A 25,078-nucleotide genomic window follows, 5' to 3' on the forward strand; every position below is an offset into this window, starting at 1 on the left:
GCAATAACCGGCGATGTAGAGACTGGGGCAAGTTGGACCGTTGTCGAGCTGTACTGCCGGCCCGCGCTACTGCGTAGCCGAATCCGGTCTCGGGCTACTGGCGACGAAGAGCAACGCTTCGCGGCCATCGAGCAGACACCGCACTTACCCAACGCGGATATCAGGATCGACACTGAGTCCGTGCCAGCAACCGAAGCAGCGAGGATGATCGTCCAACGGATGTTTGATCGGTCGTAGACGCTTGGAACGAGGCCAGCGCGCGGCCATGCCGAAGCAAGTCCGTACCGTAGTTGAGCGGTAATGAATAGGAGAGCCCGGAGTGACCACCCCGAGAGAGCGGGACGAATTCGAGCGGATGAGGCTTGTTGCCCAGATTGAGCGGGCTCGCGCCTTCATCACGCAGTACGAGGAGCACCAAGAGTTCTACCGACAGCAAGTCGAGGACAGCCGGTACGAGCTTGGTAGGCTCGACGAGCGGCTAGGAGGTTCGGACCATGACCGTTGACCAGCACATCCAGGCGCTACGCGACCTGCTGCGCGCCGACCATGAGGCATGGATCGCCGAGGTTCAGAGCTGGGCCGACGACGCGGAAGCCGCCGGTGACGTCGAGCGGCACCGACGCCATGCTGAGCACGTGGCACGGCTCAAGGCAATGCCCTACCCGTGGGAGCAGTCACGCGCCGCATAGCCGGTCATCGCTGTAGCCGGAGCGTAGTGTGTTCAGACTTTCTTTACTTGGTCAAGGGCGGGCCTTCGGCCCGCCGCCGTGTCGCGCCGGGGCGCGCGTGCGGCCTGGCGGCCGGTCACGCCCCGGCGCACGGCGCGACAGTGGGGAGCCGTAGAGACAGCCACACGGGCCAAGCCAGCCGGCGTCGACCGCGACCAGGAGCACGCGCGGCTCTGGCGTCAGCCTCGACCGGACGCCGCGGCAGTGGACACGGCGGGAGCGCGGTGGTCGCGCTGGCTGGGCACGCCTCCGGTGCCGTCGTGGTTCAGCTCTCGAAGACCGGGAAGAGTGGTCGCCCGGTTGCCGACTCGCGGTGACTCCTCACGCTGGCACCGATGCCGCCGGGTCCGCCGAGGTCATCAGTCGGTGGCTGGGGTTGCCCGATGTGAGATAGACGAGCTGTTGCCCGGTGAGCGCACGGGAGGACCGGCAAGCCCCAAGCATGGGGGCGGTGTCCGCCGTGCCCGAGCAGATGACCCCCACGCCAGCCGCTACCGCAGTCCGGGTCAGGTCAAAACCGGCACCTGGGAAGGGGGTGGTGGCCGCCGTGGTCGTGCCGGCCACCCAGGAGTCGACGCCGTAGCCGGTCGTGGTCAGGTCAAATGCGCCGCTGTGGCGGTGTCCGCCGGGGGCCGGGTCCGCGACACGAGAGCCAACAAATCTGCCAAGATCGAAACTAGGTTGTGCCCTGGTTTAGAGGTCGCGCAGATAGGTCAAGATCATGGGCGCCGGGCGCGCGGACCCGGTCACCGCCGCGGCGTTCGCGCAGCCGGGATTCCTGCTGGGCGGTCCACGGGTCGGCCAGTTCAGCGATCAGCTTGCCCAGCCTGCGCCGTGGGATGCCGGTACAGATACGATGAGAAAGGCAGTGCGGGCCCATCTTGACGTCACAATCATGATCGTCCCGCACGGCCGTTTCCATGATCGAAGCGGATCAGTCAGCTATCGCGCACTTCCGTCATCCAGCGCGTACGCGGCGGTAACGAGGCTGAGTTTTCGGAGCCGTCCGGTATGTCTTCCGTCATCCAGCGCGTACGCGGCGGTAACGAGGCTGAGTTTTCGGAGCCGTCCGTTATGTCTTCCGTCATCCAGCGCGTACGCGGCGGTAACGAGGCTGAGTTTTCGGAGCCGTCCGGTATGTAAGGTATCCGAGACAGACCGGGGACAGGCTGTTCCCGGGCCCAGTTGCCGGCCTGCATGGCGTTGTCGTCTTCGGTCGTGGTGGTCAGATGCGAGTACTGCTGCATGCTCTGGTTGAGCTTGTCCAGGCCCTGCTGGACCTTCCGCCAGCCGGCCAGCCACATCTTGACGGCCTCAAGGAACCGCGGCGAGGCCGTGTCGCTCGTCCACGATTTGATCAGCGCCTCGGTTGCGGCCACGACGTTCCGGTGGCTGTCACTGGCCTCGGTCTGGGCCTGAGCGAACGCCTTGACCATGCCGGTGATGGTCGCCTCGTCGGCCATCAGGCCGAACTCGCCACCCACGACCCGGTGCGGTGGACCTGCCCAACCGGATTCACCAGGCAATCTGTTGGGTGTTGTCATAATGACTCCTTGTCTGTCATTCGGCGGCTGTCGCGCCGGAAGGTCCGTGACGTGGTCGCGCCCGCCACGTCCGTCGGGTGGGTCGGGCCGCGGCGGCAGCAGCCGGGCCGGGACTCCGGGTCGGGGTGCCGCCAGGCCAGCGCGGCCTGCTGTTCCGCCGCGTACTGGCGGATCTGCCTCCTGGTCTGGGACAGGTAGCGGAAGGGGCCAGCCGCCGGAAAGGGTCTGGTGCTCACATCCCTTACACGGCTGTGAGCCGGAAAGGGTTGACCGGTACCGGGATCGAGACTGTTCGCACGGCTGATATGCCCCTAAAGCCCCCTAGCCCGTCCGATCGACAAGTCGATCTATGGTGCGGGAATGATCATGAGGGAGGGGATCGGCCGTCGCCGGCCGCGCAGGTGGTTGCTGTACCTCGCCGCCGGCCTGGCGCTGTGCACCGGAGCGCCGGCCGCCGCTGGCGTGGGCTGGACAACGGCGAGGACGTACGAGGCGGACCAGGGCCAGCCGTCGCCGGACAGTGCCGCAAACGTCTTCATGCTGGCCGTGTCGACGGGCGAGGAAATTGGGCTGCGATCAGCACTGGCACCGCAGCGCCGTGACGAGCTTCTCAACGAGTGGCGAGGCATCCGGCGGGACATCACCCGAACCGACCCGCAGCCGTCGAAGGTCAGCACGGGTGTCTTCGTCGTCGAGCACCAGGACGACGACCGCGCCCAAGTCGTGACCGACGTTCAGGCAGTGCGGTGGGGCGAGGGGTTTAGCGGGTCGATCACCGGCACTCCGCGCCCGTGGCGGTTCGAGGTGCACCGCGACGGTGGCGGGTGGCGCGTGTGGGCCGTCGACCCGCATCCGTGGTGCGGTGGGCACGTCCGCGCCAGCGCCTGCCAGCAGCCGTAGAGCCAACCTAGCCTCATCAGGAGCCCGCGCGCTGCCGGTCGGAGCCAGCCCGTTGAGCGGGGCGAAGACCGGCCAGCCGAACGAAGATCTCCCGCTTGTCCACCGCAGTGCCGCGGCTGTCGAGGACGTATCCGGTCAGCCAGGCCCACCCTTGATAGGTGGGCTTGGGACACACCGAGATGACCCGAAACAGGAAACGCTGGCTCACGAACTGCACCGACGCCTCCCGAGTGATCCACAGCTCTTGACCGGGCGCCGGGGGCCGAAGTTCTGTCATGGTGCCGCGTCTCCTCACCGCCTAGCCCTGCCCTGCCCGGCTAGGTCCGGGGAGCCCAGCCGGGCAGGGAGTACCGCCGCACCGGGGCGGGTTCGGGTCCTCCACGGCCAGCACAGCGGGATAACCGCACCGTACCCACGCTGGTCTACATACGTCTAGGTACGTAGAAGGATGAGGCTGATCGTGTCGAGACTTCTACCGTCAAGTGGTGGAGTTCGACCCGGATGCCAGCATCGAGCACGGCGCGCCCCTGCCGCCCTACCGCCAACTGGCGGGCATCCTCGCTGCCCGGATCGGACGCGGTGACTGGCAGCCGAACCGGTCGATCCCGTCAGAGTTGCGTCTCGTTCAGGAGTACGGGGTGGCCCGCGCTACGGTGCGGCGTGCCGTCGCCGTATTGGTGGATCAGGGCGTGCTGTTTGTGGTGCCGCAGCGCGGAACATTCGTGAAGCCGTAGAGGGATAGCCCTCGATGCCTGCTCAAGATCATCGGGCACAGATCCGGCACAACTGAGACCGAAAACCCGTGTAAAACGTCGAAAGACGCTGAGTGCTCCGACCCTGGTCGGAGGCCAGATCTGCCCGATTCCGGATGATCTTTACCCGGCCTGTGGCATTAGGGGTTCAAGTCCCCTGGGCTCCACCATCCAAGCTCCCTACCTGCGGTTTTTCATCGCGCTTGATCGACTAGTACAACGTCAGTACAAATCAGTTCTGATCTTGGCCTAGCGCGGACCGTAGGACGCCCCCGACGATGCCACGGGGCCGGTCCCGCTTCGGCCACCAGTGCACGTACGTCTCCAGCGTGATCCGCAGCGTCTTGTGCCGGAGCATCGACGGCAGAATGTCCAGTATGGAATTTACCGTCGACGTCCAGCATCCGTACCGCCTGTGGGCACGCGCCGTCGGCCCCGTCGACGCCCCGCCGCTGCTTCTCGTGATGGGGGCGAACGCCAGCGGACTGACCTGGCCGACGGCCCTGGTCGACCGGCTCGCCGCCCGGCACCGGGTCATCGTCTACGACCACCGGGACGCCGGCCGTTCCACCTGGGCGTTCGACGAGCATCCGTACGACGTCAAGGACCTGGCCGAGGACGCGGTCGCGGTGCTCGACGCGGCCGGTGTGGCGCGGGCCCACGTGGTCGGCATGTCTCTGGGCGGGATCCTGGTCCAGTTGCTCGCCCTCGACCATCCCGACCGGCTGCTCACCGCGACCGCGTTCTGCACCGCCGCGCTCGGCACCGCCTGGGGAGACGGTTCCGCCCTTCCCGACCCCGATCCCCGGCTGCTGGAACTCTGGACCTGCCTGGCCGACGAGCGGGACCGCGAGGCGGAACTGGACTTCCGGGTGGAGCACTGGCGGATCCTCAACGGCGACGTGCTTCCCTTCGACGCGGCGTACTTCCGCGCGATGGAGGAAGCCTGCATGGACCACGCCGGGACGCACCGCAACCCGGCCGCGCACGCCCGCGCCGGCCTGGACGGGCTGGAGCGGGGCGCGGAGTTGGCCGGGATACGCGTGCCGTTCCTGGTCGTCGAGGCCCCGGAGGATCCCATCAACCCGCCGCCCCACGCCCCCCACCTGGCCGGACTGATCCCGTCGTCGCGGCTGGTCACCATCCCGGGGATGGGACACGCCCTGACCGCGGAGGTGCTGGAGCCGCTGGCCGGGGCGGTGCTGGAGCACACGGCCGGCGGCGGTGCGAGTGCGGGGCGGCGGTAACCGGAAATCAACGTCCCCCGACGGAAGCGCGACGGACCCCCGACAGGGCCGACCGGGCCGCACGTTAGCGTCGGGGTGTGAGCACCGGAAATCCGCGCGTCCTGCCCGTCGACGGCGGCATCGCCGAAGCCGCCTCCGTCCTGCGCGCCGGGGGGCTCGTCGCGTTCCCCACCGAGACCGTCTACGGGCTGGGCGCCAACGCCCTGGACGCCCGCGCGGCGGCCCGGATCTTCGAGGCCAAGCAGCGGCCGAGCTTCGACCCGCTGATCACGCACCTGGCCGACGCGGCCGACCTGACGCCCCTGGTGGGGGCGGTGCCGCCGGCGGTGGCCGAGCTGGCCGCGCGGTTCTGGCCGGGGCCGCTCACGTTGATCGTGGACCGTCCCGCCGCGATTCCGCCGATCGTCACCTCGGGGCTGGAGACGATGGCCGTGCGGGTGCCGGACGAGCCGTCCGCGCGGGCGCTGATCGCCGCGGCCGGGGTGCCGGTGGCGGCGCCCAGCGCCAACCGGTTCGGTCAGTTGAGTCCCACCCGCGCCGAGCACGTGGTGGCCGGGCTGGGTGCGGCGGTCGACGTGGTGCTCGACGGCGGGCCGACCCGGTGTGGCATCGAGTCGACGATCGTCGACGCCAGGGAGGGGCAGCCGGTGGTGCTCCGGCTGGGCGCGCTGCCCGTGGAGGCCCTGGTCGAGGCGGTCGGCCCGGTGACCGTACGCCCGGGCAGCTCGGGCCAGCCGGTGGCGCCCGGCACGCTGGCGGCGCACTACGCCCCGCGTACGCCGCTGCGGGTCGTCGCGGGGGCGGAGTCGGCGGCCGGCGGCGGCGGCCGACGGGGTCTGCTGGCCTTCCGGGAGCGGCCGGTGGGTGGTGCCTGGGCGGCGGTCGAGGTGCTCTCGCCCGAGGGCGACCTGACGGTGGCCGCCGCCCGGCTGTTCGACGCCCTGCACCGGCTGGACGCGGCCGGGGTGACCGAGATCGTGGCCGAGCGGGTCCCGGACGTCGGGGTGGGGCGGGCCGTGAACGACCGGCTGGGCCGGGCGGCCGCCACCTGGCACCAGGACTGACTGTGCGCGGGCGAGCCGCCGGGGCGCCGCTGGCGCCAGGGGCGACGACCGGGCGGAGCGCAGCGCATGGGACGCCGGGGTCGGGGTAGGAGGAACGGCGACAACTCTCCCGGAAGTGAGGTGTGCTGCCGATGCCGACCGCGCGCGACATCATGACGAGTGACGTGGCCTGCGTACGCGAACAGGACGACCTGCGGACCGCCGCCCGGCAGATGGCCCGGCTGGGAGTCGGCTCGCTGCCGATCTGCGGCGACGACAACCGGCTCAAGGGCGGGCGGTGGGACACGGGCGCGCGCACCTCACGGCAGGAGGCGCGCGCCCGACCGTGTTCCGGGCGTCAGGGGTGGCGGCGTACGTGGACCTCGGCGGGCGGGTTGAGGCGGTCGATGTCGCCCACCACCGGCGGGGCGAGGGCAACCGTCTCGCCCCGGGCGATGGCGCGCACCCGGTCGCCGAACCCGCGCCGCCGGATCTCGGCCAGGAAGTGGCCCAGCGGGGACCGGAACACCGGGTAGTCGTCGTAGTGGATCGGCAGGGTCAGCCGGGGCCGGATCAGCTCGGTCAGGTCGGCGCCCTGGCGGGCGTCCATGGTGAGCAGGATGCCGGCGATCCTGGTGCCGCCGAGATGGACCAGCATGGCGTCGATGTCCGGGTAGCGCCGCGGGATCTCGGCGAGCATCGGCCGGTTGAGGGTGTCCCCCGTGACGTACAGCCGGAACCCCGGGCAGCCCGGCCGCTCCAGGTCGATCATCGTGCCCATCACGTCCGGCAGCAGCCAGTCGATGATGCCGGGCCCGTGCCGGCCGGGCATCGAGGTCAGGCGCAGGGTCTCGCCGTCGCGGCGCATCTCCCGCGTACGCCAGGTGGGCAGCCCCTCCGCCGCCCGGAACCCCCAGCGGCGCAGCTTCCGCTCGGCCGAGGGGGTGGTGACGATGGGCAGTTCCCGGTCGAGTTCCCGCCTGGCCACCCGGTCGAAGTGGTCGCCGTGCAGGTGGGAAAGGACCACCGCGTCCAGGGCCGGCAGCTGGGCGATCCCCAGCGCCGGGTCGGTGCGGCGGCGCGACCACAGCCCCTTGCCCAGGTACGCCCGCTGCCCCCGGTGCAGGAAGTTCGGGTCGGTGAGCAGGGTGAACCCGCCGAGCCGCAGCACGGTGGTGGCGGTGCCGATGAACGTGACACTGGGCTGCTCCGTCAACTTTCCACCTCCGGGTGAGGCGTTACCCGGGATCAGCCGGGGCATGCGGCGGGCCGGGAGGGGCTGTCCCCGTACCGTCGGCAGGGCCGCTGCCGGACTGGGGCAGGCGTTCGAGGAGGCGGGTGAGGGCGCCGTTGGCGAACGTGGCGCCGAGCGCCGACCCCGTGGCGATGCCCCAGCCGACCGGCCCGAGCGGGGTGCAGCCGAAGAACTGGCTGACCCCCGGGGTCTGCACCACGGCGACCAGCACCCCGATCGACGCGGCCGTGGAGGCGAGCACGGCCGGACTGGTCCCGCCGGCCAGGACGGTCTGCCCGAGCTGGGTGCCGACCAGCGAGGCGAGCGCGATGGTGCCGGCCCGGCGCGGCGTGCCGCCGGTGTACCGGGCGAGCGTCCAGCCCGCCGTCGCGCCCAGCGTGGTGGACGCCGCCCGCAGCCCGATCTCCCGAATGAGCGTCTCGCCGAGCGAGGTGTCCGGGCCCTCCCGCAGCAGGTGGTCCGCGTGGTCGGAGGCGGGCGGCCGGACCGCGATGGCCAGCGCCGGCGCGAGGTCGGTGAGCAGGTTGACCAGGAGCAGCTGCCGCCCGGTGAGCGCGGACCGGCCGGTGGCGGCGGCGCTCAGCACGCTGAACGCGATCTCGCCGAGGTTGCCGCCGACCAGGATGCTCAGTGCGTGCCGGACCGACGACCACATGGCCCGCCCCTCGACGAGCGTGGCGATGATGGTCTCCAGCCGGTCGTCGGTCACCACCAGGTCGGCGGCGGCGCGGGCGGCCGGGGTGCCCCGCTGGCCGAGGGCGATGCCGACGTCGGCCAGCCGGATCGCCGGGGCGTCGTTCGCCCCGTCCCCGGTCATCGCCACCGTGCGGCCGACCTTCTGCAACGCCTGGATGATCCGGACCTTGTGCGCCGGGGTGCAGCGGGCCACCACGTCGGTACGGGCCAGCCGCTCGGCCAGCGCGTCGTCGTCGAGGCGGTCCAGCTCGGTGGCGGTGACCACCCGCTGGCCGTCGTCGGGGCTGATGGTGGCGGCGATCGCCTCGGCCGTCGCCGGGTGGTCACCGGTGATCATGATGGTGTGCACGCCGGCCTGCCGGATCCGGCGGACGGCGGGCGCGGCCGACTGCCGTACGCCGTCGGCGAGCGCGAGGAGGCCGACGAAGACCAGCCCGTCGACCTCGTCGTCGGTCACCGCCTCCCCGCCGACCGGGCGCTCGGCGACGGCCAGGATGCGGTGCCCGGCCCCCGCCCGGTCGGCGAGCATCCGGTGCAGCTCGTCGCGGCCGGCGTCGTCCAGCGGCTCGTCGCCGCCGTCGACCCGCCGCCGGGCGGCGCAGCGCGGCACCACCGTCTCCGGCGCGCCCTTGACGCTGAGCAGCAGTCCGTCCCTGGTCCGCCCGATGGTGGCGTGGTAGCCCCGGGACGGCTCGAACGGCAGGCCGCCCACCGCCCGCCACCCGTCCGCACCCGCCTGCTCGTCGACCCCGGCGGCCAGCGCGCCCCGCCGGACCGCCCGGTCCGTGTGCTGCGGCAGCTCGTCCGGGTCGTCCGCCTCGGGGGTGGCGCGCAGCGCGGCGGCGAGGGTCAGCCGAGGCGACCCGTGCAGCTCTTCCGGCCCGGTGCAGCGGGTGCCGGTGGCGTCGCCGACGCCGGCGAGCCGGAGCTGTCCCTCGGTGAGGGTGCCGGTCTTGTCGAAGCAGAGCACGTCCACCCGGCCCAGCGCCTCGATGGTGCGCGGGTTGCGGACCAGCGCGCCGTGCTCGGCCAGCCGCCGGGCGGCCGCGAGCTGGGCGGCGCTGACCAGGAACGGCAACCCCTCCGGCACGGACGCCACGGCCAGGTTCGCGGCCGTCGCGGCCGTCTCCGACAGCGGTACGCCGCGCAGCAGCCCCGCCCCGGCGACCGCCACGGCCGACCCGGCCGCCAGCGGGATCGCGGCGTTTGTCAGCCTGCCGAGTCGGGCTTCCACGCCGCCGGCCGGGGGCGCCTGCCGGGCCATGGCCAGGCTGCGGCCGGCCTCGGTCTGGGCGCCGGTGGCCACCACCACGGCGGTGCCGTGGCCGGCGGCGATCGTGGTGCCCTCGTACACCATGGAGTGCCGGTCGGCGACGGCGGCGGCGACCACCGGCTCGCTGTTCTTGCCGACCGGCAGCGACTCGCCGGTCAGCGACGACTCGTCCGCCTCCAGCCCGTCCGCGGTGAGTACGCGGCAGTCCGCCGGTACGGCGTCCCCCGGGCCGAGCACGACCACGTCCCCCGGCACCAGGTCCTCGGCGGCCACGGTTCGCTCCTGCCCGTCCCGCCGGACCAGGGCGGTGACCGCCGAGCGGGACAGCAGCTCGGCCAGCGACCGTTCGGTGTTGCGCTGGTGCACCGCCCCGACCAGCGCCGATCCGGTGACCACCCCGCCGACGAGGGCCGCGTCGACGAGCGAGCCGAAGCTCGCGGAGAGCACCGCCCCGGCGGCGAGCACCGGCGTGAGCGGGTTGGCCAGCTCGTCGAGGAACGCGCGCAGCAGGCCGGCGGGGCCGGGCGCGGCCGCAGCGTCACCGCCGTGGCGGCGTTCCGCCTCGGCGGAGCTGAGCCCGTCCGGGTCCGAGCCGAGCTGGCTGAGCACCGCGTCGGCCGGCATCAGGTGCCACGCGGTGACGGCCGGCGCCGGGCCCTCCGCGTGGTCGGACAGCCGGCCCGCGCGCCACACCCCGTGCAGGAAGGACAGGGCCGCGGCGCCGTTGACCGCGGCCAGCGTCCGCCCCGGCAGCAGGTGCGGGGGCGAGATGAACGCGTTCAGCGCGCCGAGCCCCGTCCCCGCCATCGACAGCCGGATGTTCTGGGCGGTCATCCGGCGGGCCACCCCGGCCGCCTCGATGATCAGCGCGGGGATCCGCAGGTCGGCGCCGACGAGCAGGTGGGCGCCCCAGGGCGGCAGGTCCTCCGGGTCGGCCAGCCCCAGCCCGCAGTCGGATGCGCCGAGCGCCGCCCGGTCGGCGGAGAGCAGCATCACGACGCCACCCTCGCGCTGCAACTGCCGTACGGTCTCGGCGAGCCGGGGGCCGCCGGGCAGCACCGCGTCGGCGAAGCCGTATCGGCCGTCGTCGTCCCCGGCCACGACCAGGCGCAGGCCGGCGCGCCGGGCTGCGGCCGGCAGGGCGTCGACCCCGGGGGCGGGCTCCGGCGCCACCCGGAGCAGGGCGACCAGGGTGTCGTCCTCGGCGAGGCCGAGCAGCGGGCCGTCGCCCGCGCGCAGCCGCCGGCTGTCCGGGGTGTCGCCCGGGTCGGCGGCGTCGATCTCGTCCAGCGGGCCGAGCTGCCACCCGTCGGCCCGGTGCATCCGGTCCGGCGCGTCCGGGTCGAACAGCGCGAAGGCGCGGGCCGCCACCTGCCCGGTGTCCGCCCCGGCCAGCGGGGCCAGGTCGGCGAGCACGTCCCGTTCGGAGCCGAGGACCGCCGCGTCCAGCACCACCGTGTCGATCCGGTCCAGCTCGCGCAGCACCCGGCGGTCCATGGCGATGACGCCGCGCCGGGCGAGCATCCGGCCGAGCTGGGCGGCGTATCCCTCGCGGCCGCTGCCGGGGGCCTTGGGCAGGCTGGACAGCGCCACGGAGGCGGCGCGTTTCGGGCCGACCACGGGGATGGCCGCCGCGCCGGCCGCCGCGCCGGCCGGCAGGATCCGGGTGGCGTACCGTTCGACCGGGCCGTCCGGCTTCGGGACCACGCGGGTGGCCGTCGGGGCGCGGGCGACGGCGCGCTCCGGGTCGCCGGTGAGCCGGGGCTCGGCCTTCGCCCAGGCGGCGAGCTGGGCGCGCGCCTCGCCCCACTGCACGACGCGTTGCGCGCCGTCGAGCACGATGCCGGCCCAGCCGCCGGTCAGGCCCTGCACGACCGCCTCGGCGAGGGGGAACAGCACGTCGGCGCGGGGGTCGGCGCGCAGCCCGCGGTCGGCCAGGGCGTGCAGCTTCGGGTGCAGGTCGACGGCGCCGAGCAGCCCGGCCACCTCTCCGGGCACGGGGGTCAACGGCAGGATCCGCATTGCCGCGGAGATGGTCAGGCCGAGCGCGTCCGAGGCGAGCCCGCCGAGGGTACGCGGCGTGCGGGGGCCCTCCTCGGGCGGGTGCGGGGGCGGGATCTCCGGGTTCGGCTCGTGTTCGCAGGTCTGCTCGGTCCGGGCGACGGTGGCGATCAGGTCGCGCAGCCTCGGCTCCGGCGGCTCGACGGCCACCACCACGCGGCCGGAGGGGGCGTTCACCCGGGCCCAGGCGACGCCGGGCAGCCGCTCCAGCGCCGCCTCCACCTGCCGGGCCAGTTGGTCCCCGCCCTGCTGGCAGACGCCGTGCACCTCGATGTGGTGCCGCCCGTCCCGGGACCAGACCCGGCGCTTGGCCAGCCCGGACGCGCGGGCCAGCCGGGTGGCGGTCGAGCCGACGGTACGGGACGCGTCCCCGACGAGGTGCGGTACGGCTCGGGACACCTCGCCGACCAGGTGCGGCACCGCCACCGACAGCAGGCGGCCGGGCAGCCGGCCCAGCAGGCTCATCGAGCGGTACGGCCGGAGCATCGCCGGCCGGGCTTCCCGGTGCCGTTGCTCCCGCCGTACGCCATCTCGCCTCCCACGCTCGGTTCCGGCGGCCTGCCTTCCCGGCCGGGCGTCCGTTATGCCCCCTGTCCAGGGGGAAGTTTCCGTCGACCGTGGGGCATGGACGGGGCCGGCGGTGGAACCCGGACGAGGTCATCACCAGCGCGGACGAACCGGGGAGGCCGGGATGAGTGCGATCACGCGAAACCTCAGCGGCGCGCGCGAGATGGTCGAGACGTACTGCCGCCGGGTCGAGGTGCCGGTGCTGGGCGAGGTGGCCGTGCCCCCGCCCGACAAGGTCGCCTACTACGCCGGGCTCGGGGTGCTCGCCGCAGTCGGGGTCATCGAGTGGCCGATGGCGCTGGTCATCACCGCTGGCCACCTGCTCGCCGACCAGCATCTCTCCGGGCTGGCCAAGGGGCTCGGGCAGGCGCTGCAGTCGGCCTGACGGCCGCACTCGGGCCGACATCCGTTCAGCTTCGGGAGTTGACCTCAATCCAGGTTGAGGTCGCATGCTGGACGGTATGCCGTTCGAACTGCTGAGGCGCGAGGCGAGCCGGGAGCCGGGGCCCGACGACGGGCGCCGCCGTCGGGGCGTCCCCGGTCCGGGTCCGGCCCGGGTGTTCCGTACGGCCGGTCGCCGGTGACCGCCGCCGTCGCGCCCCCGGCCGCGCCCGAGCACCTGTTCGCGCCGCGCCTGCGGGCCATGACGGTCGGCGTGGTGGCCCTGGTCTCGCTGCTGGCCTTCGAGGCGCTGGCGGTCGGCACCGCGATGCCCACCGTCGCCCGCGGTCTCGACGGGCTGTCGCTGTACGGGCTCGCCTTCGGCGGGGCGTTCGCGTCCGGCGTGCTCGCCATGGTGGTCTCCGGGATCTGGTGCGACGTGCGCGGCCCCCGGCCGCCGGTGTGGCACGGGGTGGGCTGGTTCGTGCTCGGGCTGGTCCTCGCCGGGACGGCGTCGACGATGGGCATGCTCGTGCTCGGCCGGGTGGTCCAGGGGTTCGGTTCGGGCCTGCTCTCGGTGGCGCTGTACGTGGTGGTGGCTCGGGTTTACCCGGAGGCGCTGCACCGCCGGATCTTCGCCGCCTTCGCGGCGGCGTGGGTCGTACCGTCGCTGGTCGGTCCCGCGCTGGCCGGGCTGATCGTCGAGCATTTCGGCTGGCGCTGGGTCTTCCTGGCGGTGCCGGCGCTGACGGTTCCGGCGGTGCTGCTGATCCAGCCCGGGCTGCGGACCGTCGACCCGCCCGTCGGAGTTCGGCTGCCGGCGGGCGCGGCGGCCCGGATCGGCTGGGCCTGCGGGGCGGCGGCGAGCGCCGCACTGCTGCACTACGGGGGGCAGCAGCGCGGCGCCCTCGCGGTGGGCCTGGTCGGGGTGGCCCTGGCCGGACTGCTCAGTTCCGCCCCGCGCCTGCTGCCGGCCGGGTTCCTGCGCGCCGGCCGGGGCCTGCCGACGGTGGTCGGGCTGCGCGGCCTGGCGTCCGCCGCGTTCGCCGGCGCGGAGGTGGTGATTCCGCTGATGCTCTCCCGGGAACGGGGACTCTCGCCGACCGCCGCGGGGATGGTGCTCACCGTCGGCGCGCTCTCCTGGGCGGCCGGCTCGTGGCTCCAGGGCCGGCTGCCCGCGCCCGGCTCCGCCCCGAGGGACGGCCGGCGTTGGCCGCCCGCGCCCCGCTCGGCCGCGACGCTGGTGCGCGCCGGGCTGGCCTGCGTCGCCGCCGGGACCGTCGTGGTGGCTTTCGTGGTACGGCCGGAGGTGCCGGTGCCCGTCGGGGTGCTCGGCTGGGCGGTCGCCGGGTTCGGCATGGGGATGCTCTATCCGTCGCTGTCGACGCTCACCCTGGAGCTGTCCGCCCCCGGCGAGCAGGGGCGCAACAGCTCCTCCCTGCAACTGTGCGACTCGCTGTTCGCCGCGACCGTGCTGGCGCTGGTCGGCGCGGTGCTCGCGATCGGGTCGGCCCCCGGGCCGGGTAGCTATACCGTGACCCTGGTGCTGGCGGCCGGCCTGGCCGCGGTCGGCGTGCTGCTCTCCGGCCGGGTGCTCCCGGCCCGCGTCGGCGCCGGCGTCGCCTGACGCCGATGGTCCACGCGGGCGGGCGACACGTACGGGGGAACCGGCCGGAAGTGAGAAGTTTCCCCGTTCATGTTCGGCCTACGGTGACGCCATGTTGGTCTTCGTCACCGCCGTCATCCTGTACGTATTCGGTTTCGTCTTCCTCTACGGGGTGATCCGGATCGCCGTCCGGCACGCCTGCGAGGATCTGGAGATCCGCCGCGCCCAGATGCTGCACGACGAGCGGGCCGCCTCCACCGACGACCGGACGTTCGTCCGGGCGAACCCGTTCGTCACCAACGGCTGACCCGACCGCTGGACACCCGGGGGGCTCGGGCCGGTGGCCTACCTGCGCGGGTGCGAGGATCGCACCCGTGATGGGGACGCTGAAGACCGAGCCCGCCCGGACCCGACCCGACCTGCTGGCGCCCCCGGTCGCCGCCGCGATCGGGCGGTGGCCCGCCGACGCGCCCGTGGACGTCGACGACGTGCTCGTCGCGCCGATCGACGCGGAGCTGGCCGACACCGCCGCGTTCTGCGCCGCGTACGACGTGGGGCTCGACGTGTCGGCGAACTGCGTGGTGGTCGCCGGCAGGCGGGAGGGCGAGATCCGGTACGCGGCCTGCGTCGTGCTCGCCACCACGCGGGCCGACGTGAACGGGGTGGCCCGCCGGACGTTGGACGTCCGCAAGGCGAGCTTCGCCCCGATGGCCGACGCGGTCGAGTTGACCGGCATGGAGTACGGCGGGATCACGCCGATCGGGCTGCCGGAGGACTGGCCGATCCTGGTCGACGCGCGGGTGATCGCCACCCCGTACGTGATCGTCGGCTCCGGCGTACGGCACAGCAAGATCACCCTGCCCGGCCCGGCGCTCGGCGCTCTTCCCGGCGCCCGCGTGGTGGAGGGGCTGGCCAGGCCGGCCTAGACCTTCACCATTATCGATACCGTTGCACGTGAAACATCGCGCCCGGCGGTGATCAGGGTGCCGTCGACTCCAGGCGCTCGACCTCGGCCAGTGCGGCGAGCAGCGTCTCCGGCTCCTGCGCGCCCGTGACCGCGTACTTTCCGGCCAGCACGAACGTCGGAACGCTGGTCACGCCGAAGTTCCGGGCGGCGGCCAACTCGGCGGCCAATTCCGGTGCCCCCCGCTCCGAGTCGAGGTAGGAGCGCGCCTCCGTCTCGTCGAGGCCGACGTCGGCGGCGATCCGGGCCAGCGCCTCGCGCGACCCCACGTCCACCCCGTCGGTGAAGTGCGCCCGGTACAGGGCGTCCACGGTCTCCGCGGCGCGGCCCCGCTCGGTGGCGTACCGGACGAGCCGGTGGGCGTCGAACGTGTTGGCCATCACCGCACGGTCGAAGTGCAGCCGCAGCCCGGCGTCCGCGGCGACCCGGGTCACGTGGGCGAACATCTGCTCGGCCCGCTCCCGGCCGCCGAACTTCGCGGCCATCCCCTCGACCAACGGCCGGGGCGCCGGCACCGGCGACGGGTCGAGCTGGAACGGGCGGTACCGGACGCTCGCCTCGCCGTCGTACGACGCCAGGGCCTGCTCCAGCCGGCGCTTGCCGATGTAGCACCAGGGGCAGACCACGTCGGCGTAGATCTCGATCTCCATGACCCGCCACAACCTCCCGGCCAGCGGTTCTGTTCCCGCCCGGGGCGCGAGTCTCAGCCGGCCGCCTGCTCGCGGACCTGGCGCTTGAGGCGGGCGAGGATCGCGCTGCCGCCCCGGATCCGCAGCGGGCTGATCGCCTGGGCGAGCCCCATCCGCTGGTAGAGGTCGTCCGGCACGGCGAGCACCTGCTCGGCGTTCGCCCCCGCCAGCCCCTCGGCGAGGATGCCGGCGAACGCGCGGGTGGTCGGCGCCTCCGGGGGGCAGTCGAACCAGGTGGTCACCGTCCCGTCGGGGGTCACCTGGGCGCGCAGGAAGAACGGGGTCTGACACTCGACGACCTGCTCCATGCCCTCCCGGCCGGCCAGCTCCGGCGGCAGCGGCGGGATGACGTCGGAGAACTCCAGCAGCATCTCCAGCACCACGTCGCGGGGCGCGGCGGCGAACTCGTCGACGATCTCGGCCAGCTTGCTGGGCATCTCCGACATGCCGTCAGGCTACCGCTGCCCGGGCTGCTGCCCCCTCCGCCGCCGCTGCGGGAGATGGGCGAGGCGGCGGCCCGCGCGAGGCGTCGCGGCGGGGGCAGCGAGGTTCAGCTGGTCGGAGACTTCTCGCTGATGTCGCTGAGCGCCGACTCGGGGTCCAGCCGCATCGCCAGGTCGCCGAGGGAGACGATCCCGACGAGCTTGCGCTCGGCGTCGCAGACCAGGACCCGGCGGATGCCCCGCTCGCGCATCAGCGCCGCGGCCTCCCCGGCGGTCGAGTGCTGCTCGATCATCACCACCTCCCGGGTGACGATCGACCCGATGGTGGTGACGGCCGGGTCGCTGCGCTCGGCCACCGCCCGGACCACGATGTCACGGTCGGTCAGCATGCCGGCGAGGCTGGCGCCGTCGGTGACCACCACGTCGCCGATGTCCGACTCCCTCATCACCCTGGCCGCCTCGTCCAGGGTGGTCTCCGCCGGCAGGTACACCACCTGCTTCGTCATCACGTCGCTGACCCGGTAACCGGTCATGAGAGCCCTCCGCGTATGCGCCTGCGCCGATTCAGGGACCCGTACCCAGTGACACCGTCGCTACACCAGGTTTCCGGGTCGGGACAGCAGTCGGCCGACCAGCCCGTCCACCGGCACCTCGGCCCGCTCGCCGGTGGCCCGGTCGCGCACCTCGACGTACCCGTCGGCGAGACGGCGGCCGACCACGACGGCGCGTGGGATGCCGATCAGCTCCGCGTCGGTGAACTTCACCCCCGCCGAGACGTGCGTGCGGTCGTCGACCAGCACCCGCAGGCCGGCGCCCGCGAGGCGCCCGCCGAGGTCCAGCGCCGCGTCGAGCTGCGGCCCCTTCCCGGCCGCCACCACGTGTACGTCGCACGGCGCGACCGCCGCCGGCCAGACCAGTCCCCGGTCGTCGTGGTGCTGCGCGGCCACCGCCGCCACGGCCCGCGAGATCCCGATGCCGTAGCAGCCCATGGTCGGCCGGACCGGCTTGCCCTCCGGGCCGAGCACGTCGACGGCGAACGCGTCGGTGAACCGCCGGCCGAGTTGGAAGATGTGCCCCACCTCGATGCCCCGGCGCATGGTCAGCTCGCCGGTGTCGCAGGCCGGGCACGGGTCACCCGGGCGCACCTCGGCCGCCTCGATCGTGCCGTCCGGGACGAAGTCCCGCCCGCAGACCACGTCGACCGCGTGGCGGCCGGGCTCGTTCGCCCCGGTCAGCCAGGCGGTGCCCGTCACCACCCGCGGATCGACCAGGTACCGGACGCCGAGCTTGCCGAGGATCTGCGGTCCGATGTAGCCGCGGACCAGCTCGGGCTGCCCCGCCCAGTCCTCGAAGACGGCCACGGTGGCCGGGTGCAGGGCCGCCCCGACCCGCTTCAGGTCCACCTCCCGGTCCCCGGGCAGGCCGATCACCAGCAGCTCCGCCGCCTCCGCGCCGGGGCGGCGGACGGTCAGTACCACGTTCTTGAGCGTGTCGGCGGCGGTCCAGTCCGTCCGGCCGCCCAGCTCGCGCGCGTTGGCCAGCTCGACCAGCGAGGCGATGGTCGGCGTCTCCGGGGTGTCGTGCACCTGCGCCGACGGGTGGGCGTCCGGGTCCCCGGCGGCCGGGGCGCAGGTCACGACGGCCTCCGTGTTCGCCGCGTACGCGCAGGCGGTGCAGCCGACGAACGTGTCCTCGCCGACCGGCGTGGCGGCCAGGAACTCCTCCGACGCCGAGCCGCCCATCGCCCCGGACATCGCGCGCACCACCGTGTAGTCCAGCCCGAGCCGGTCGAAGACCCGCTGGTACGCCTCCCGGTGCCGGTCGTACGCGGCCTGGAGCCCCGCGTCGTCCAGGTCGAACGAGTACGCGTCCTTCATCAGGAACTCGCGCCCGCGCAGCAGGCCGGCCCGGGGCCGCGCCTCGTCCCGGAACTTCGTCTGGATCTGGAACAGCGTCACCGGGAAGTCCCGGTACGAGCTGAACAGGTCCTTCACCAGCAGTGCGGCCATCTCCTCGTGGGTCGGGGCGAGCAGGTGCTCGGCGCCCTTGCGGTCGGCCAGGGTGAAGATGTCGTCGCCGTACTCGGTCCACCGGCCGCTGGTCCGATAGGGCTCGGCCGGCAGCAGCGCCGGGAAGTGCACCTCCTGGTCGCCGATCGCCGCCAGCTCCGCCCGGACGATCTCGGTGATCCGATCCAGCACCAGCTTGCCCAGCGGCAGCCAGGTGTAGCCGCCCGGTGCGGCGCGGCGGACGTAGCCGGCGCGGAGCAGGAGCCGGTGGCTCGGCACCTCCGCGTCGGCCGGGTCCTCGCGCAGGGTCCGGAGCAGCAGAGTCGACATGCGCAGGAGCATTGCCGCAGCGTACGACCGGTGCCGCCGGCCGGGCGATCCAATTCCGGGCGCGTGGGCCCGGTCGTGGGCCATGGCGGCGGGCGGGGATGCCGCCACGTCGCCGACATTGCGCTGTCCGTGGGCGGGGATGCCGCCACGTCGCCGACATGGAGTGGATCAATCTCCGGTCACGCGGATCTCGCAGCGAAGTAGGTGGTGTTCAGAGGTGGATGTGGTTCCGGATGTCCCGGGCGAGGGCTGCCTGGCTGTCGTCGTCGACACCCAGGACGCCGTTCTCAGCCATCACGGCATGGAACTGCCGCTGGTGGTAGGGCACCCCCGGCGGTAGGGGTGCGAGGTGCCAGTGCGGGTGGGCGTTGCCACACTCGGCGCATGTACTGCTCGAAGTCGAACGCGGTCTTCTCGGGTTGTTCGTACGACGGCCCGACACCGCGAGAGCTGTTCGACCGTTTCGTCGCCTGGGCCCGTACCGGAGAAGGGGCGGCCGACCGATGACCGCCCCTTTCCGTGCTCGGCGTCGCCCGACCTCAGCGCGCCTCGGCCTTCACGTATGCGGCCCACTGCTTGGCGAAGTCGCCGTACGACACGCCGAGAACCTCCCGCGTGACGTCCTCGACGGTCTTGCCCCGGTAGTGCTCGATGACCAACTGGAAGACCTTCTGCTCGCCGTACCGCTCGGCGACGTAGCTCATCGTCGAGTGGGCCAGCCAGTAGTGGTAGCTCCCGCGCCCCGCCATGTTCCACCCGCCGTTGCTCGGCAGGGGCAGGTCGTAGTTGAGGGAGCGCAGCACCTCCTTGCCGGAGGCCGCGCGGTCGCTCGCGGTGAAGGGCTGCTGCCCGTAGCCCAGGTACTCGGCGAACCCCTCGACCACCCAGTGTTCGCGGCGGTCCAGGGCGGTCGCCCGCGGCCCGTGGTCGGCGAAGTTGTTCATGATCGCGTGGGCCAGCTCGTGCCGGAACAGCACGGACGGCGACTCCTGCGCGCCCGCGCCGAAGAAGGACCGGTCCGTGACGTCGATCAGCACGCGGCTGCCCCCGACGTCCGGGCCCTGGTCGTCGTCGACCGCTGACGCCGGCGGGAAGCCGAGGGCCAGCCCGGACTCGCCGGTCGCCGGCTCCTTCCTCGTCTGGTAGAGCGCGGCCAACTCCTTCTCACCCTTCACCAGGCTGATGACGAAGCCCTGGGGGAACTCGGCGGTCACCCCGCCGTCCCGTACGGCGGCGAGGGTCTGCGCGGCGGCCCGCTCGGCCACCGGCGCGTACCGCTGGGCCTCCGCCCGCAGCGACGCGTCGACGATCAGCACCGTGTGCGGCGTCTTCTCCACGTGGAGTTTCTGCCATTTGTCCCAGGGCGCCGGGTAGTAGCTCAGCTCGGTCTGCCTGAAGCCCTGCGGGATGTGGCCGGCCTCGGTGATCTTCAGCGGGGCGCCCTTGTGGGGGCGGACGACGGTCCAGGTGTACATCTCCCCGACCGGCGCGCGGTCGTACTCGAACCGGTGGTTGAACGACACCGTCAGTTCGACGCTGTGCCCCGCGCCGACCGGCGTGAACTCGCCCGTCCGCAACCGCACGAACCCGGCCTCGGCCAGCGGGACGTCGCTCAGGTTCCGGAACAGGGTGGTCTGCTGGGCGACCAGCTTCTTGTCGGCCGGGTCGAACGGGGCCAGGAACGCCTTCAGGTCCCGGTCCTTGAGCGCCCGGGTGTGCTCGGCGAGCAGGGCCTCGATCTCGGCGGGCCGGATCGGGTCGTCCCCCTCGTCCAGCGCCGCCGACGTGGCGGTCTGCCGGTCGACGTAGGTCTTCAGCGCGAACGCCGACCCGGCGCAGAGCGCCAGGACCACCAGCACGGCCGTGAGCGAGATCCAGAGCCAGCGCCTCGACCGCTTGGCCGGAGGCGGCGGCGCGTACGGCCCGGCGGGGCCGAACTGGGCCGGAGGCGGCGGCGCGTACGGCCCGGCGGGGCCGAACTGGGCCGGCGGCGGGTACGGCGCCGGCGGTCGGTACGACCCGGGCGGGGCGGGCGGCCCCACGCTCCCGGCACCGGGGGACCCGGCGGGGGCGGGACAGGCGCGGAGGGTGGTCCCTCGGTCATGTCGGATCCTCGCTGCTGTTCGTCGGACCGGGAAGCGCGCACACGCGAGCGTCGACGCGTGACCACACCCGGACGGGATCGGCGACATTATTGCCAGCGACCCGCGGCCCTTCTGCCCCGTCCCGCCCACGATCGGCGTTCGCTGGTGACCGTGGGCGGTCGCCGGCCGGTGACCGCCCCTCCGGCCGTGATCCGCAAGAATTCCTCCCGAACGGCGTCGCCGCTCCGGCCTGGGACATCGGACACGTCCCCTCGGGCCGGTACCCCTGGCCGCGCCCGTCGGTGCCAGACTGGGCGCCGCGGGGCGATCCGAGGACGCGGGAGGGACGCAGTGCGCTGGCGCAGCTTCGTGGCGGTGGGCGACAGCTTCACCGAGGGCATGGACGACGCGTACCCGGACGGCACCTACCGCGGCTGGGCGGACCTGGTCGCCACCCGGCTGGCCGCCGAGGCCGGCCCCGACTTCCGGTACGCGAACCTGGCCATCCGGGGTCGCCTCTTCCCCAACGTCGTCGCCGAGCAGGTGCCGGCCGCCGTGGCGATGAAGCCCGACCTGATCAGCTTCGCGGCGGGCGGCAACGACGTGCTGCGCCGTACGTTCGACCCGAACGCCCTGGTGGCCCGCTTCGACGACGTCGTCGGTGAACTGCGCTCCACCGGCGCCGACCTGGTGCTGTTCCGGTTCGCCGACCTGATGGCCCGGCTGCCCGGCCAGCGCCTCGTCGCCCCCCGGATCGCGCTGCTCAACAAGGCGGTCGGGGAGACCGCCGAGCGGCACGGGGCGATCCTCGTCGACCTGTACGCCGACGACACGTACCTGAACCCGATGCTGTGGAGCACGGACCGGCTGCACCTCTCGCCGGCCGGGCACCGGCGGGTCGCCGGGCAGGTGCTCGCCGCGCTCGGGGTCGGCTGCGACGAGGAGTGGCTGATGGTCCCGCCGTACCCGGCCCCGACGCCCTGGCTGGCCGCCCGCGCCGCGGACCTGCGCTGGGCGGGGCAGCACCTGATGCCGTGGGTCAAGCGCCGGCTGACCGGCCGCTCATCGGGCGACACCATCACCGCGAAGCGCCCGTCGCTGACCCCGATCGGCGACTGACCGGTCCCGCGGCGCGATCCGGCGTACCTTGGGGATCATGGCTGTGCCGAGTGATCCCGACCCCCGCCTCCAGTCGTACGCCGACCCCCAGCGGCTGGTCACCACCGAATGGCTCGCCGAGCACCTGGGCGACGAGGGACTCGTCGTCGTCGAGTCCGACGAGGACGTGCTGCTCTACGACACCGGGCACATCCCGGGCGCCGTCAAGGTCGACTGGCACACGGAGCTGAACGACCAGGTCACCCGCGACTACCTGGACGGTCCCGCCTTCGCCGAGTTGTGCGCCGCCAAGGGCATCGGCCGCGACGACACCGTCGTCTTCTACGGCGACAACTTCAATTGGTGGGCCGCGTACGCCCTCTGGGTCTTCTCCCTGTTCGGGCACCCGGACGTGCGGCTGCTCGACGGCGGCCGGCAGAAGTGGGTGGCCGAGGGGCGGGGGCTGACCCGCGAGCGGGTGGCCCGGCCCCGCGCGCAGTACCCGGTGCCGGTGCGCGACGACGCGCCGATCCGGGCGTACCGGGAGCAGGTGATGACGCACGTCGCCGCCGGCCGGCCGCTGGTCGACGTCCGGTCGCCGGGCGAGTACACGGGCGAGATGCTGCACATGCCGGACTACCCGCAGGAGGGGGCGCTGCGCGGCGGGCACATTCCGGGCGCGGTGAACAAGCCGTGGAAGTCCGCGGCCAACGACGACGGCACCTTCAGGTCGCCGGACGAGCTGCGCGGCATCTACGCCGACCAACTCGGGCTGAGCCCGCACGACGACGTGATCGCGTACTGCCGGATCGGCGAGCGGTCCAGCCACACCTGGTTCGTGCTGCGCCACCTGCTCGGCTGGCCGCAGGTGCGCAACTACGACGGCTCGTGGACCGAGTGGGGCAACCTGGTCCGGGCCCCCGTGGTGCGGGGCGACCAGCCGGGCGGCCTCGCCGGCTGACTCAGCCGCTGCCGACCCGGGCCGCCGGTTCGGCGGCAGCGACATCAGCGGTGGCGACATCAGCGGCGGGGACATCGGCGGCGGCGACATCAGCGGCGGGGACATCGGCGGCGGGGACATCGGCGGGGGCGTCACCGGCGGGGCGGAGGGCGCGCCAGCCGACGACCGTGGCCAGGGCGAACGTCGCCGCGGCGGCCCAGCCGACCGGTGCCACCCCGTACGCGCGGCCGGCGAGCCCGGCCAGTGCCGCGCCGACCGGCGCGGTCAGCAGCCCCGCCACGCGCTGCGCCGCGCCGACCCGGCCGAGCAGCGCGGGCGGCACGTGCCGCTGCCCGTACGACGCCGAGAGGCTGTTCCAGACGGACGTGCCGGCGGCGAGGCCGGCGAGCGCGAGCCCGCCCGGCACCGGGTGCCGGGACAGGGCGAACCCGACCAGCGCCAGCGTCTGCCCGGCGAGGACCAGGCGTAGCACGGGCAGCGTGCCGTACCGGGCCGCGAGGCGGCCGGCCCCGAGCGCGCCGGCCAACCCGCCGAGCACCACCCCGGCCAGGAACACCCCGTACGCCCGCTCGGGCACGTGGAGCACGTCCAGGGCGTAGAGCACCAGCACCGCCATCAGGCCGCTGATCGCCAGATTGGTGATGGCGCCCACCCCGGTAGCCCGCCCCACCACCCGATCCCGCCCCACCCAGACGACCCCCACCCAGGCCTCCCGCCACACCGCCCCCCACCGCTCCGCGATCTTGCACTTTCGGCCCCCGTCTTGTCCTATTTGTATGGATGTGTCGGGGCAGCAAGTGCAAGTCACCCGGTCTTTTCGGGACGCCTCGCAGGCGTGAAAATGGTGGACAGGTCGCCCGCCGACGCCGATCGATCTTGGTCTAGTTGAGGCCGTCTGCAAGTCTGGCGCCGGGGCCCGGACTCTTGTGGGTCACGCACTGTTGCTTCGAGCACGCCGGTCAGATTTTCGGTTCCCGACCGAGGCCCCCGGGCGACCTACCCACTGGTCGATCACGGTGAGGAGGGACGCGGGCGGATGCGCGGGTTACCCGAAGAGATCCCGGACGCTGACAGCGAGAAGGTCTGGGAGCGGGTGTGTGCGGTCGATGTGGCCAAGGAGTCGGGGATGGTGTGTACCCGGCTACCCGCCGCGGGTGGGCGGCGGGTGAGCCGGGTGTGGCAGGTGACGGCGACCACGAACGCGGTCAGTGACCTTGCCGCCGATCTGGTGGCGGCGGGGGTGGAGAGGGTCACCGTGGAAAGCACGTCGGACTACTGGCGGATCTGGTTCTACCTGTTCGAGGCAGCCGGGTTGGACGTGCAGTTGGTCAACGCCCGTGACGTCAAGAACGTGCCCGGGCGGCCGAAGACCGACAAGCTGGACGCGGTGTGGTTGGCCAAGCTCACCGAGAAGGGCCTGTTGCGGCCCTCGTTCGTGCCTGCGGCTCCGGTGCGGGTGTTGCGTGACTACACCCGGATGCGGGTGGATCTGGTCCGGGACCGGACCCGCTACTGGTCGAGGTTGGAGAAACTGCTTGAAGACGCCCTGATCAAGGTGTCGTCGGTGGCCTCCACCCTGCGGACGGTGTCGACGCGGGACATGGTTGAGGCGTTGATCGCCGGTCAACGTGATCCGGCGACCCTCGCCTCGCTGGCCCACGGAGCGCTGCGCCGCAAACGCAACGCCCTCATCGAGGCACTCACCGGCCGCTTCGACGACCATCACGGCGAGTTGGCCCGGATCCTGCTCGACCAGATCGACCGCCTCGACACCGAGATCGCGAAACTCACCACACGGATCGGGCAGATACTCGACGACATCGACCCACCGTCCCAGCCGGGCGGCGGCGACGGCGACACCCCGGCGCCAGACGCCCGGCGGCGCCTGGCCGAGATCCCGGGCATCAGCACCGAGTCCGCGCAACTGATCATCGCCGAGATCGGTCTGGACATGACACGGTTCCCCACCGCGGCGCACCTGGTGTCCTGGGCGAAGCTGTGTCCGCGCACCATCCAGTCCGGTACCAGCCTCACCGCGGGCAAGACAGGCAAAGGCAATCCGTACCTCAAAGGCGCCCTCGGTATGGCCGCAGCCACCGTCGCCCGCGGCAAGGGAACGTTCCTGTCCGAACGCTACCGGCGTCTGGTCACACGTCGAGGCAGAGGCAAGGCCAAGGTCGCCGTCGCCCGCTCCATCCTCGTGATCATCTGGCACCTGCTCAACGACCCAACCGCCCGTTACCACGATCTCGGCGCCGACTTCCACGAACGCCGTATCAACACCACCCGGAAGATCAACAGCCTGGTCCGGCAACTCGAAGCCCTCGGCCACACCGTCACCCTGCAACCGACAACCTGACCCCACACCCCCACCCCGCCCGGGCTGGCCATCAACACCGGGCCAGCCCACCGCGCCCAAAACCCGTCGTGGTACAGGTCATTTACCG

Annotated in this window: 25 protein-coding genes and 1 pseudogene; 13 read left to right on the top strand and 13 right to left on the bottom strand. The window is 73.0% G+C overall.

The window, feature by feature from the left end:
- Positions 1 to 494 precede the first annotated feature (494 nt).
- The gene (locus tag JD77_RS12170; protein ID WP_145774426.1) at positions 495 to 689 is read left to right on the top strand and encodes a hypothetical protein; all 195 of its coding nucleotides are present in this window, start codon (positions 495 to 497) and stop codon (positions 687 to 689) included.
- A 715-nt stretch (positions 690 to 1,404) separates the two neighbouring features.
- Here the strand turns inward: JD77_RS12170 and JD77_RS12175 are convergent.
- Genes JD77_RS12175 through JD77_RS12185 form a run of 3 tightly spaced genes read right to left on the bottom strand, consistent with a single transcriptional unit; the run spans position 1,405 to position 2,508 of the window.
- Positions 1,405 to 1,650: a hypothetical protein gene (locus tag JD77_RS12175; RefSeq protein WP_145774427.1), complete on the bottom strand. Its 246-nt coding sequence runs from the start codon at positions 1,648 to 1,650 to the stop codon at positions 1,405 to 1,407.
- A 16-nt stretch (positions 1,651 to 1,666) separates the two neighbouring features.
- Positions 1,667 to 2,212 carry a WXG100 family type VII secretion target gene (locus JD77_RS12180; RefSeq protein WP_145774429.1) on the bottom strand — a complete coding sequence of 182 codons (546 nt, stop codon included), beginning with the start codon at positions 2,210 to 2,212 and terminating at the stop codon, positions 1,667 to 1,669.
- 56 nt (positions 2,213 to 2,268) lie between these two features.
- A complete protein-coding gene (locus JD77_RS12185) occupies positions 2,269 to 2,508 on the bottom strand; it encodes a hypothetical protein (RefSeq protein ID WP_145774432.1) in 240 nt (79 codons plus the stop codon).
- A gap of 124 nt (positions 2,509 to 2,632) precedes the next feature.
- Here JD77_RS12185 and JD77_RS12190 point away from each other — a divergent pair, with 124 nt between their 5' ends.
- Positions 2,633 to 3,172: a hypothetical protein gene (locus JD77_RS12190; RefSeq protein ID WP_145774434.1), complete on the top strand. Its 540-nt coding sequence runs from the start codon at positions 2,633 to 2,635 to the stop codon at positions 3,170 to 3,172.
- 16 nt (positions 3,173 to 3,188) lie between these two features.
- On the opposite strand, the gene JD77_RS12195 is transcribed toward JD77_RS12190, so the two are convergent.
- Entirely contained in the window at positions 3,189 to 3,449 is a 261-nt protein-coding gene (locus JD77_RS12195; RefSeq protein ID WP_145774436.1) for a hypothetical protein, read from the bottom strand.
- Positions 3,450 to 3,657: 208 nt separating this feature from the next.
- Here JD77_RS12195 and JD77_RS12200 point away from each other — a divergent pair, with 208 nt between their 5' ends.
- Entirely contained in the window at positions 3,658 to 3,906 is a 249-nt protein-coding gene (locus JD77_RS12200; protein ID WP_145774438.1) for a GntR family transcriptional regulator, read from the top strand.
- 250 nt (positions 3,907 to 4,156) lie between these two features.
- Here JD77_RS12200 and JD77_RS34715 read toward each other — a convergent pair whose 3' ends face one another.
- The gene (locus JD77_RS34715) at positions 4,157 to 4,282 is read right to left on the bottom strand and encodes a hypothetical protein (protein ID WP_281292098.1); all 126 of its coding nucleotides are present in this window, start codon (positions 4,280 to 4,282) and stop codon (positions 4,157 to 4,159) included.
- A 19-nt stretch (positions 4,283 to 4,301) separates the two neighbouring features.
- Between JD77_RS34715 and JD77_RS12205 the strand changes: the two genes are divergently transcribed.
- From JD77_RS12205 to JD77_RS34720, 3 genes and pseudogenes are all read left to right on the top strand, one after another.
- Positions 4,302 to 5,171 (top strand): alpha/beta fold hydrolase, encoded by an 870-nt coding sequence (locus JD77_RS12205; RefSeq protein WP_145774440.1) that lies wholly within the window; start codon positions 4,302 to 4,304, stop codon positions 5,169 to 5,171.
- A gap of 101 nt (positions 5,172 to 5,272) precedes the next feature.
- A complete protein-coding gene (locus JD77_RS12210; RefSeq protein ID WP_145777550.1) occupies positions 5,273 to 6,235 on the top strand; it encodes an L-threonylcarbamoyladenylate synthase in 963 nt (320 codons plus the stop codon).
- 152 nt (positions 6,236 to 6,387) lie between these two features.
- Positions 6,388 to 6,495: pseudogene (locus JD77_RS34720) on the top strand (CBS domain-containing protein); the annotation flags it as partial.
- Between the two features lie 77 nt (positions 6,496 to 6,572).
- On the opposite strand, the gene JD77_RS12220 reads toward JD77_RS34720, so the two are convergent.
- Both JD77_RS12220 and JD77_RS12225 read right to left on the bottom strand, forming a co-directional pair.
- Positions 6,573 to 7,430, bottom strand: a complete 858-nt coding sequence (locus JD77_RS12220; RefSeq protein ID WP_246140640.1) for an MBL fold metallo-hydrolase — start codon at positions 7,428 to 7,430, stop codon at positions 6,573 to 6,575.
- Positions 7,431 to 7,452: 22 nt separating this feature from the next.
- Positions 7,453 to 11,964, bottom strand: a complete 4,512-nt coding sequence (locus tag JD77_RS12225; RefSeq protein ID WP_145777551.1) for a cation-translocating P-type ATPase — start codon at positions 11,962 to 11,964, stop codon at positions 7,453 to 7,455.
- Between the two features lie 226 nt (positions 11,965 to 12,190).
- Here JD77_RS12225 and JD77_RS12230 point away from each other — a divergent pair, with 226 nt between their 5' ends.
- The 4 genes from JD77_RS12230 (at position 12,191) to JD77_RS12245 (ending at position 14,979) form a co-directional block, all read left to right on the top strand.
- Positions 12,191 to 12,451, top strand: a complete 261-nt coding sequence (locus JD77_RS12230; protein ID WP_145774445.1) for a hypothetical protein — start codon at positions 12,191 to 12,193, stop codon at positions 12,449 to 12,451.
- A 195-nt stretch (positions 12,452 to 12,646) separates the two neighbouring features.
- The gene (locus tag JD77_RS12235) at positions 12,647 to 14,074 is read left to right on the top strand and encodes an MFS transporter (protein ID WP_246140641.1); all 1,428 of its coding nucleotides are present in this window, start codon (positions 12,647 to 12,649) and stop codon (positions 14,072 to 14,074) included.
- Between the two features lie 91 nt (positions 14,075 to 14,165).
- Positions 14,166 to 14,360: a hypothetical protein gene (locus JD77_RS12240; RefSeq protein WP_145774446.1), complete on the top strand. Its 195-nt coding sequence runs from the start codon at positions 14,166 to 14,168 to the stop codon at positions 14,358 to 14,360.
- 70 nt (positions 14,361 to 14,430) lie between these two features.
- The gene (locus JD77_RS12245) at positions 14,431 to 14,979 is read left to right on the top strand and encodes a YbaK/EbsC family protein (protein ID WP_145774448.1); all 549 of its coding nucleotides are present in this window, start codon (positions 14,431 to 14,433) and stop codon (positions 14,977 to 14,979) included.
- 52 nt (positions 14,980 to 15,031) lie between these two features.
- Here JD77_RS12245 and JD77_RS12250 read toward each other — a convergent pair whose 3' ends face one another.
- From JD77_RS12250 to JD77_RS12275, 5 genes are all read right to left on the bottom strand, one after another.
- Entirely contained in the window at positions 15,032 to 15,667 is a 636-nt protein-coding gene (locus JD77_RS12250; RefSeq protein WP_145774450.1) for a DsbA family oxidoreductase, read from the bottom strand.
- Between the two features lie 53 nt (positions 15,668 to 15,720).
- Positions 15,721 to 16,152, bottom strand: coding sequence for a SufE family protein (locus JD77_RS12255; RefSeq protein ID WP_145774451.1), 432 nt, complete (start codon positions 16,150 to 16,152; stop codon positions 15,721 to 15,723).
- Between the two features lie 104 nt (positions 16,153 to 16,256).
- Entirely contained in the window at positions 16,257 to 16,682 is a 426-nt protein-coding gene (locus JD77_RS12260) for a CBS domain-containing protein (protein ID WP_145774453.1), read from the bottom strand.
- A 60-nt stretch (positions 16,683 to 16,742) separates the two neighbouring features.
- Positions 16,743 to 18,500, bottom strand: a complete 1,758-nt coding sequence (locus JD77_RS12265) for a proline--tRNA ligase (RefSeq protein WP_145774455.1) — start codon at positions 18,498 to 18,500, stop codon at positions 16,743 to 16,745.
- A gap of 527 nt (positions 18,501 to 19,027) precedes the next feature.
- Entirely contained in the window at positions 19,028 to 20,530 is a 1,503-nt protein-coding gene (locus tag JD77_RS12275; protein WP_145774460.1) for a hypothetical protein, read from the bottom strand.
- Between the two features lie 393 nt (positions 20,531 to 20,923).
- Here JD77_RS12275 and JD77_RS12280 point away from each other — a divergent pair, with 393 nt between their 5' ends.
- Entirely contained in the window at positions 20,924 to 21,691 is a 768-nt protein-coding gene (locus JD77_RS12280) for an SGNH/GDSL hydrolase family protein (protein WP_145774462.1), read from the top strand.
- A gap of 37 nt (positions 21,692 to 21,728) precedes the next feature.
- Positions 21,729 to 22,631 (top strand): sulfurtransferase, encoded by a 903-nt coding sequence (locus JD77_RS12285; protein ID WP_145774464.1) that lies wholly within the window; start codon positions 21,729 to 21,731, stop codon positions 22,629 to 22,631.
- 1 nt (position 22,632) lies between these two features.
- On the opposite strand, the gene JD77_RS12290 is transcribed toward JD77_RS12285, so the two are convergent.
- Entirely contained in the window at positions 22,633 to 23,439 is an 807-nt protein-coding gene (locus JD77_RS12290) for an MFS transporter (RefSeq protein ID WP_281292099.1), read from the bottom strand.
- Between the two features lie 228 nt (positions 23,440 to 23,667).
- Between JD77_RS12290 and JD77_RS12295 the strand changes: the two genes are divergently transcribed.
- Entirely contained in the window at positions 23,668 to 24,990 is a 1,323-nt protein-coding gene (locus tag JD77_RS12295) for an IS110 family RNA-guided transposase (RefSeq protein ID WP_145774470.1), read from the top strand.
- The last annotated feature ends 88 nt before the right edge of the window (positions 24,991 to 25,078 follow it).

Origin of the sequence: Micromonospora olivasterospora, from assembly GCF_007830265.1 — a bacterium.
GTDB classification, from domain to species: Bacteria; Actinomycetota; Actinomycetes; order Mycobacteriales; family Micromonosporaceae; genus Micromonospora; species Micromonospora olivasterospora.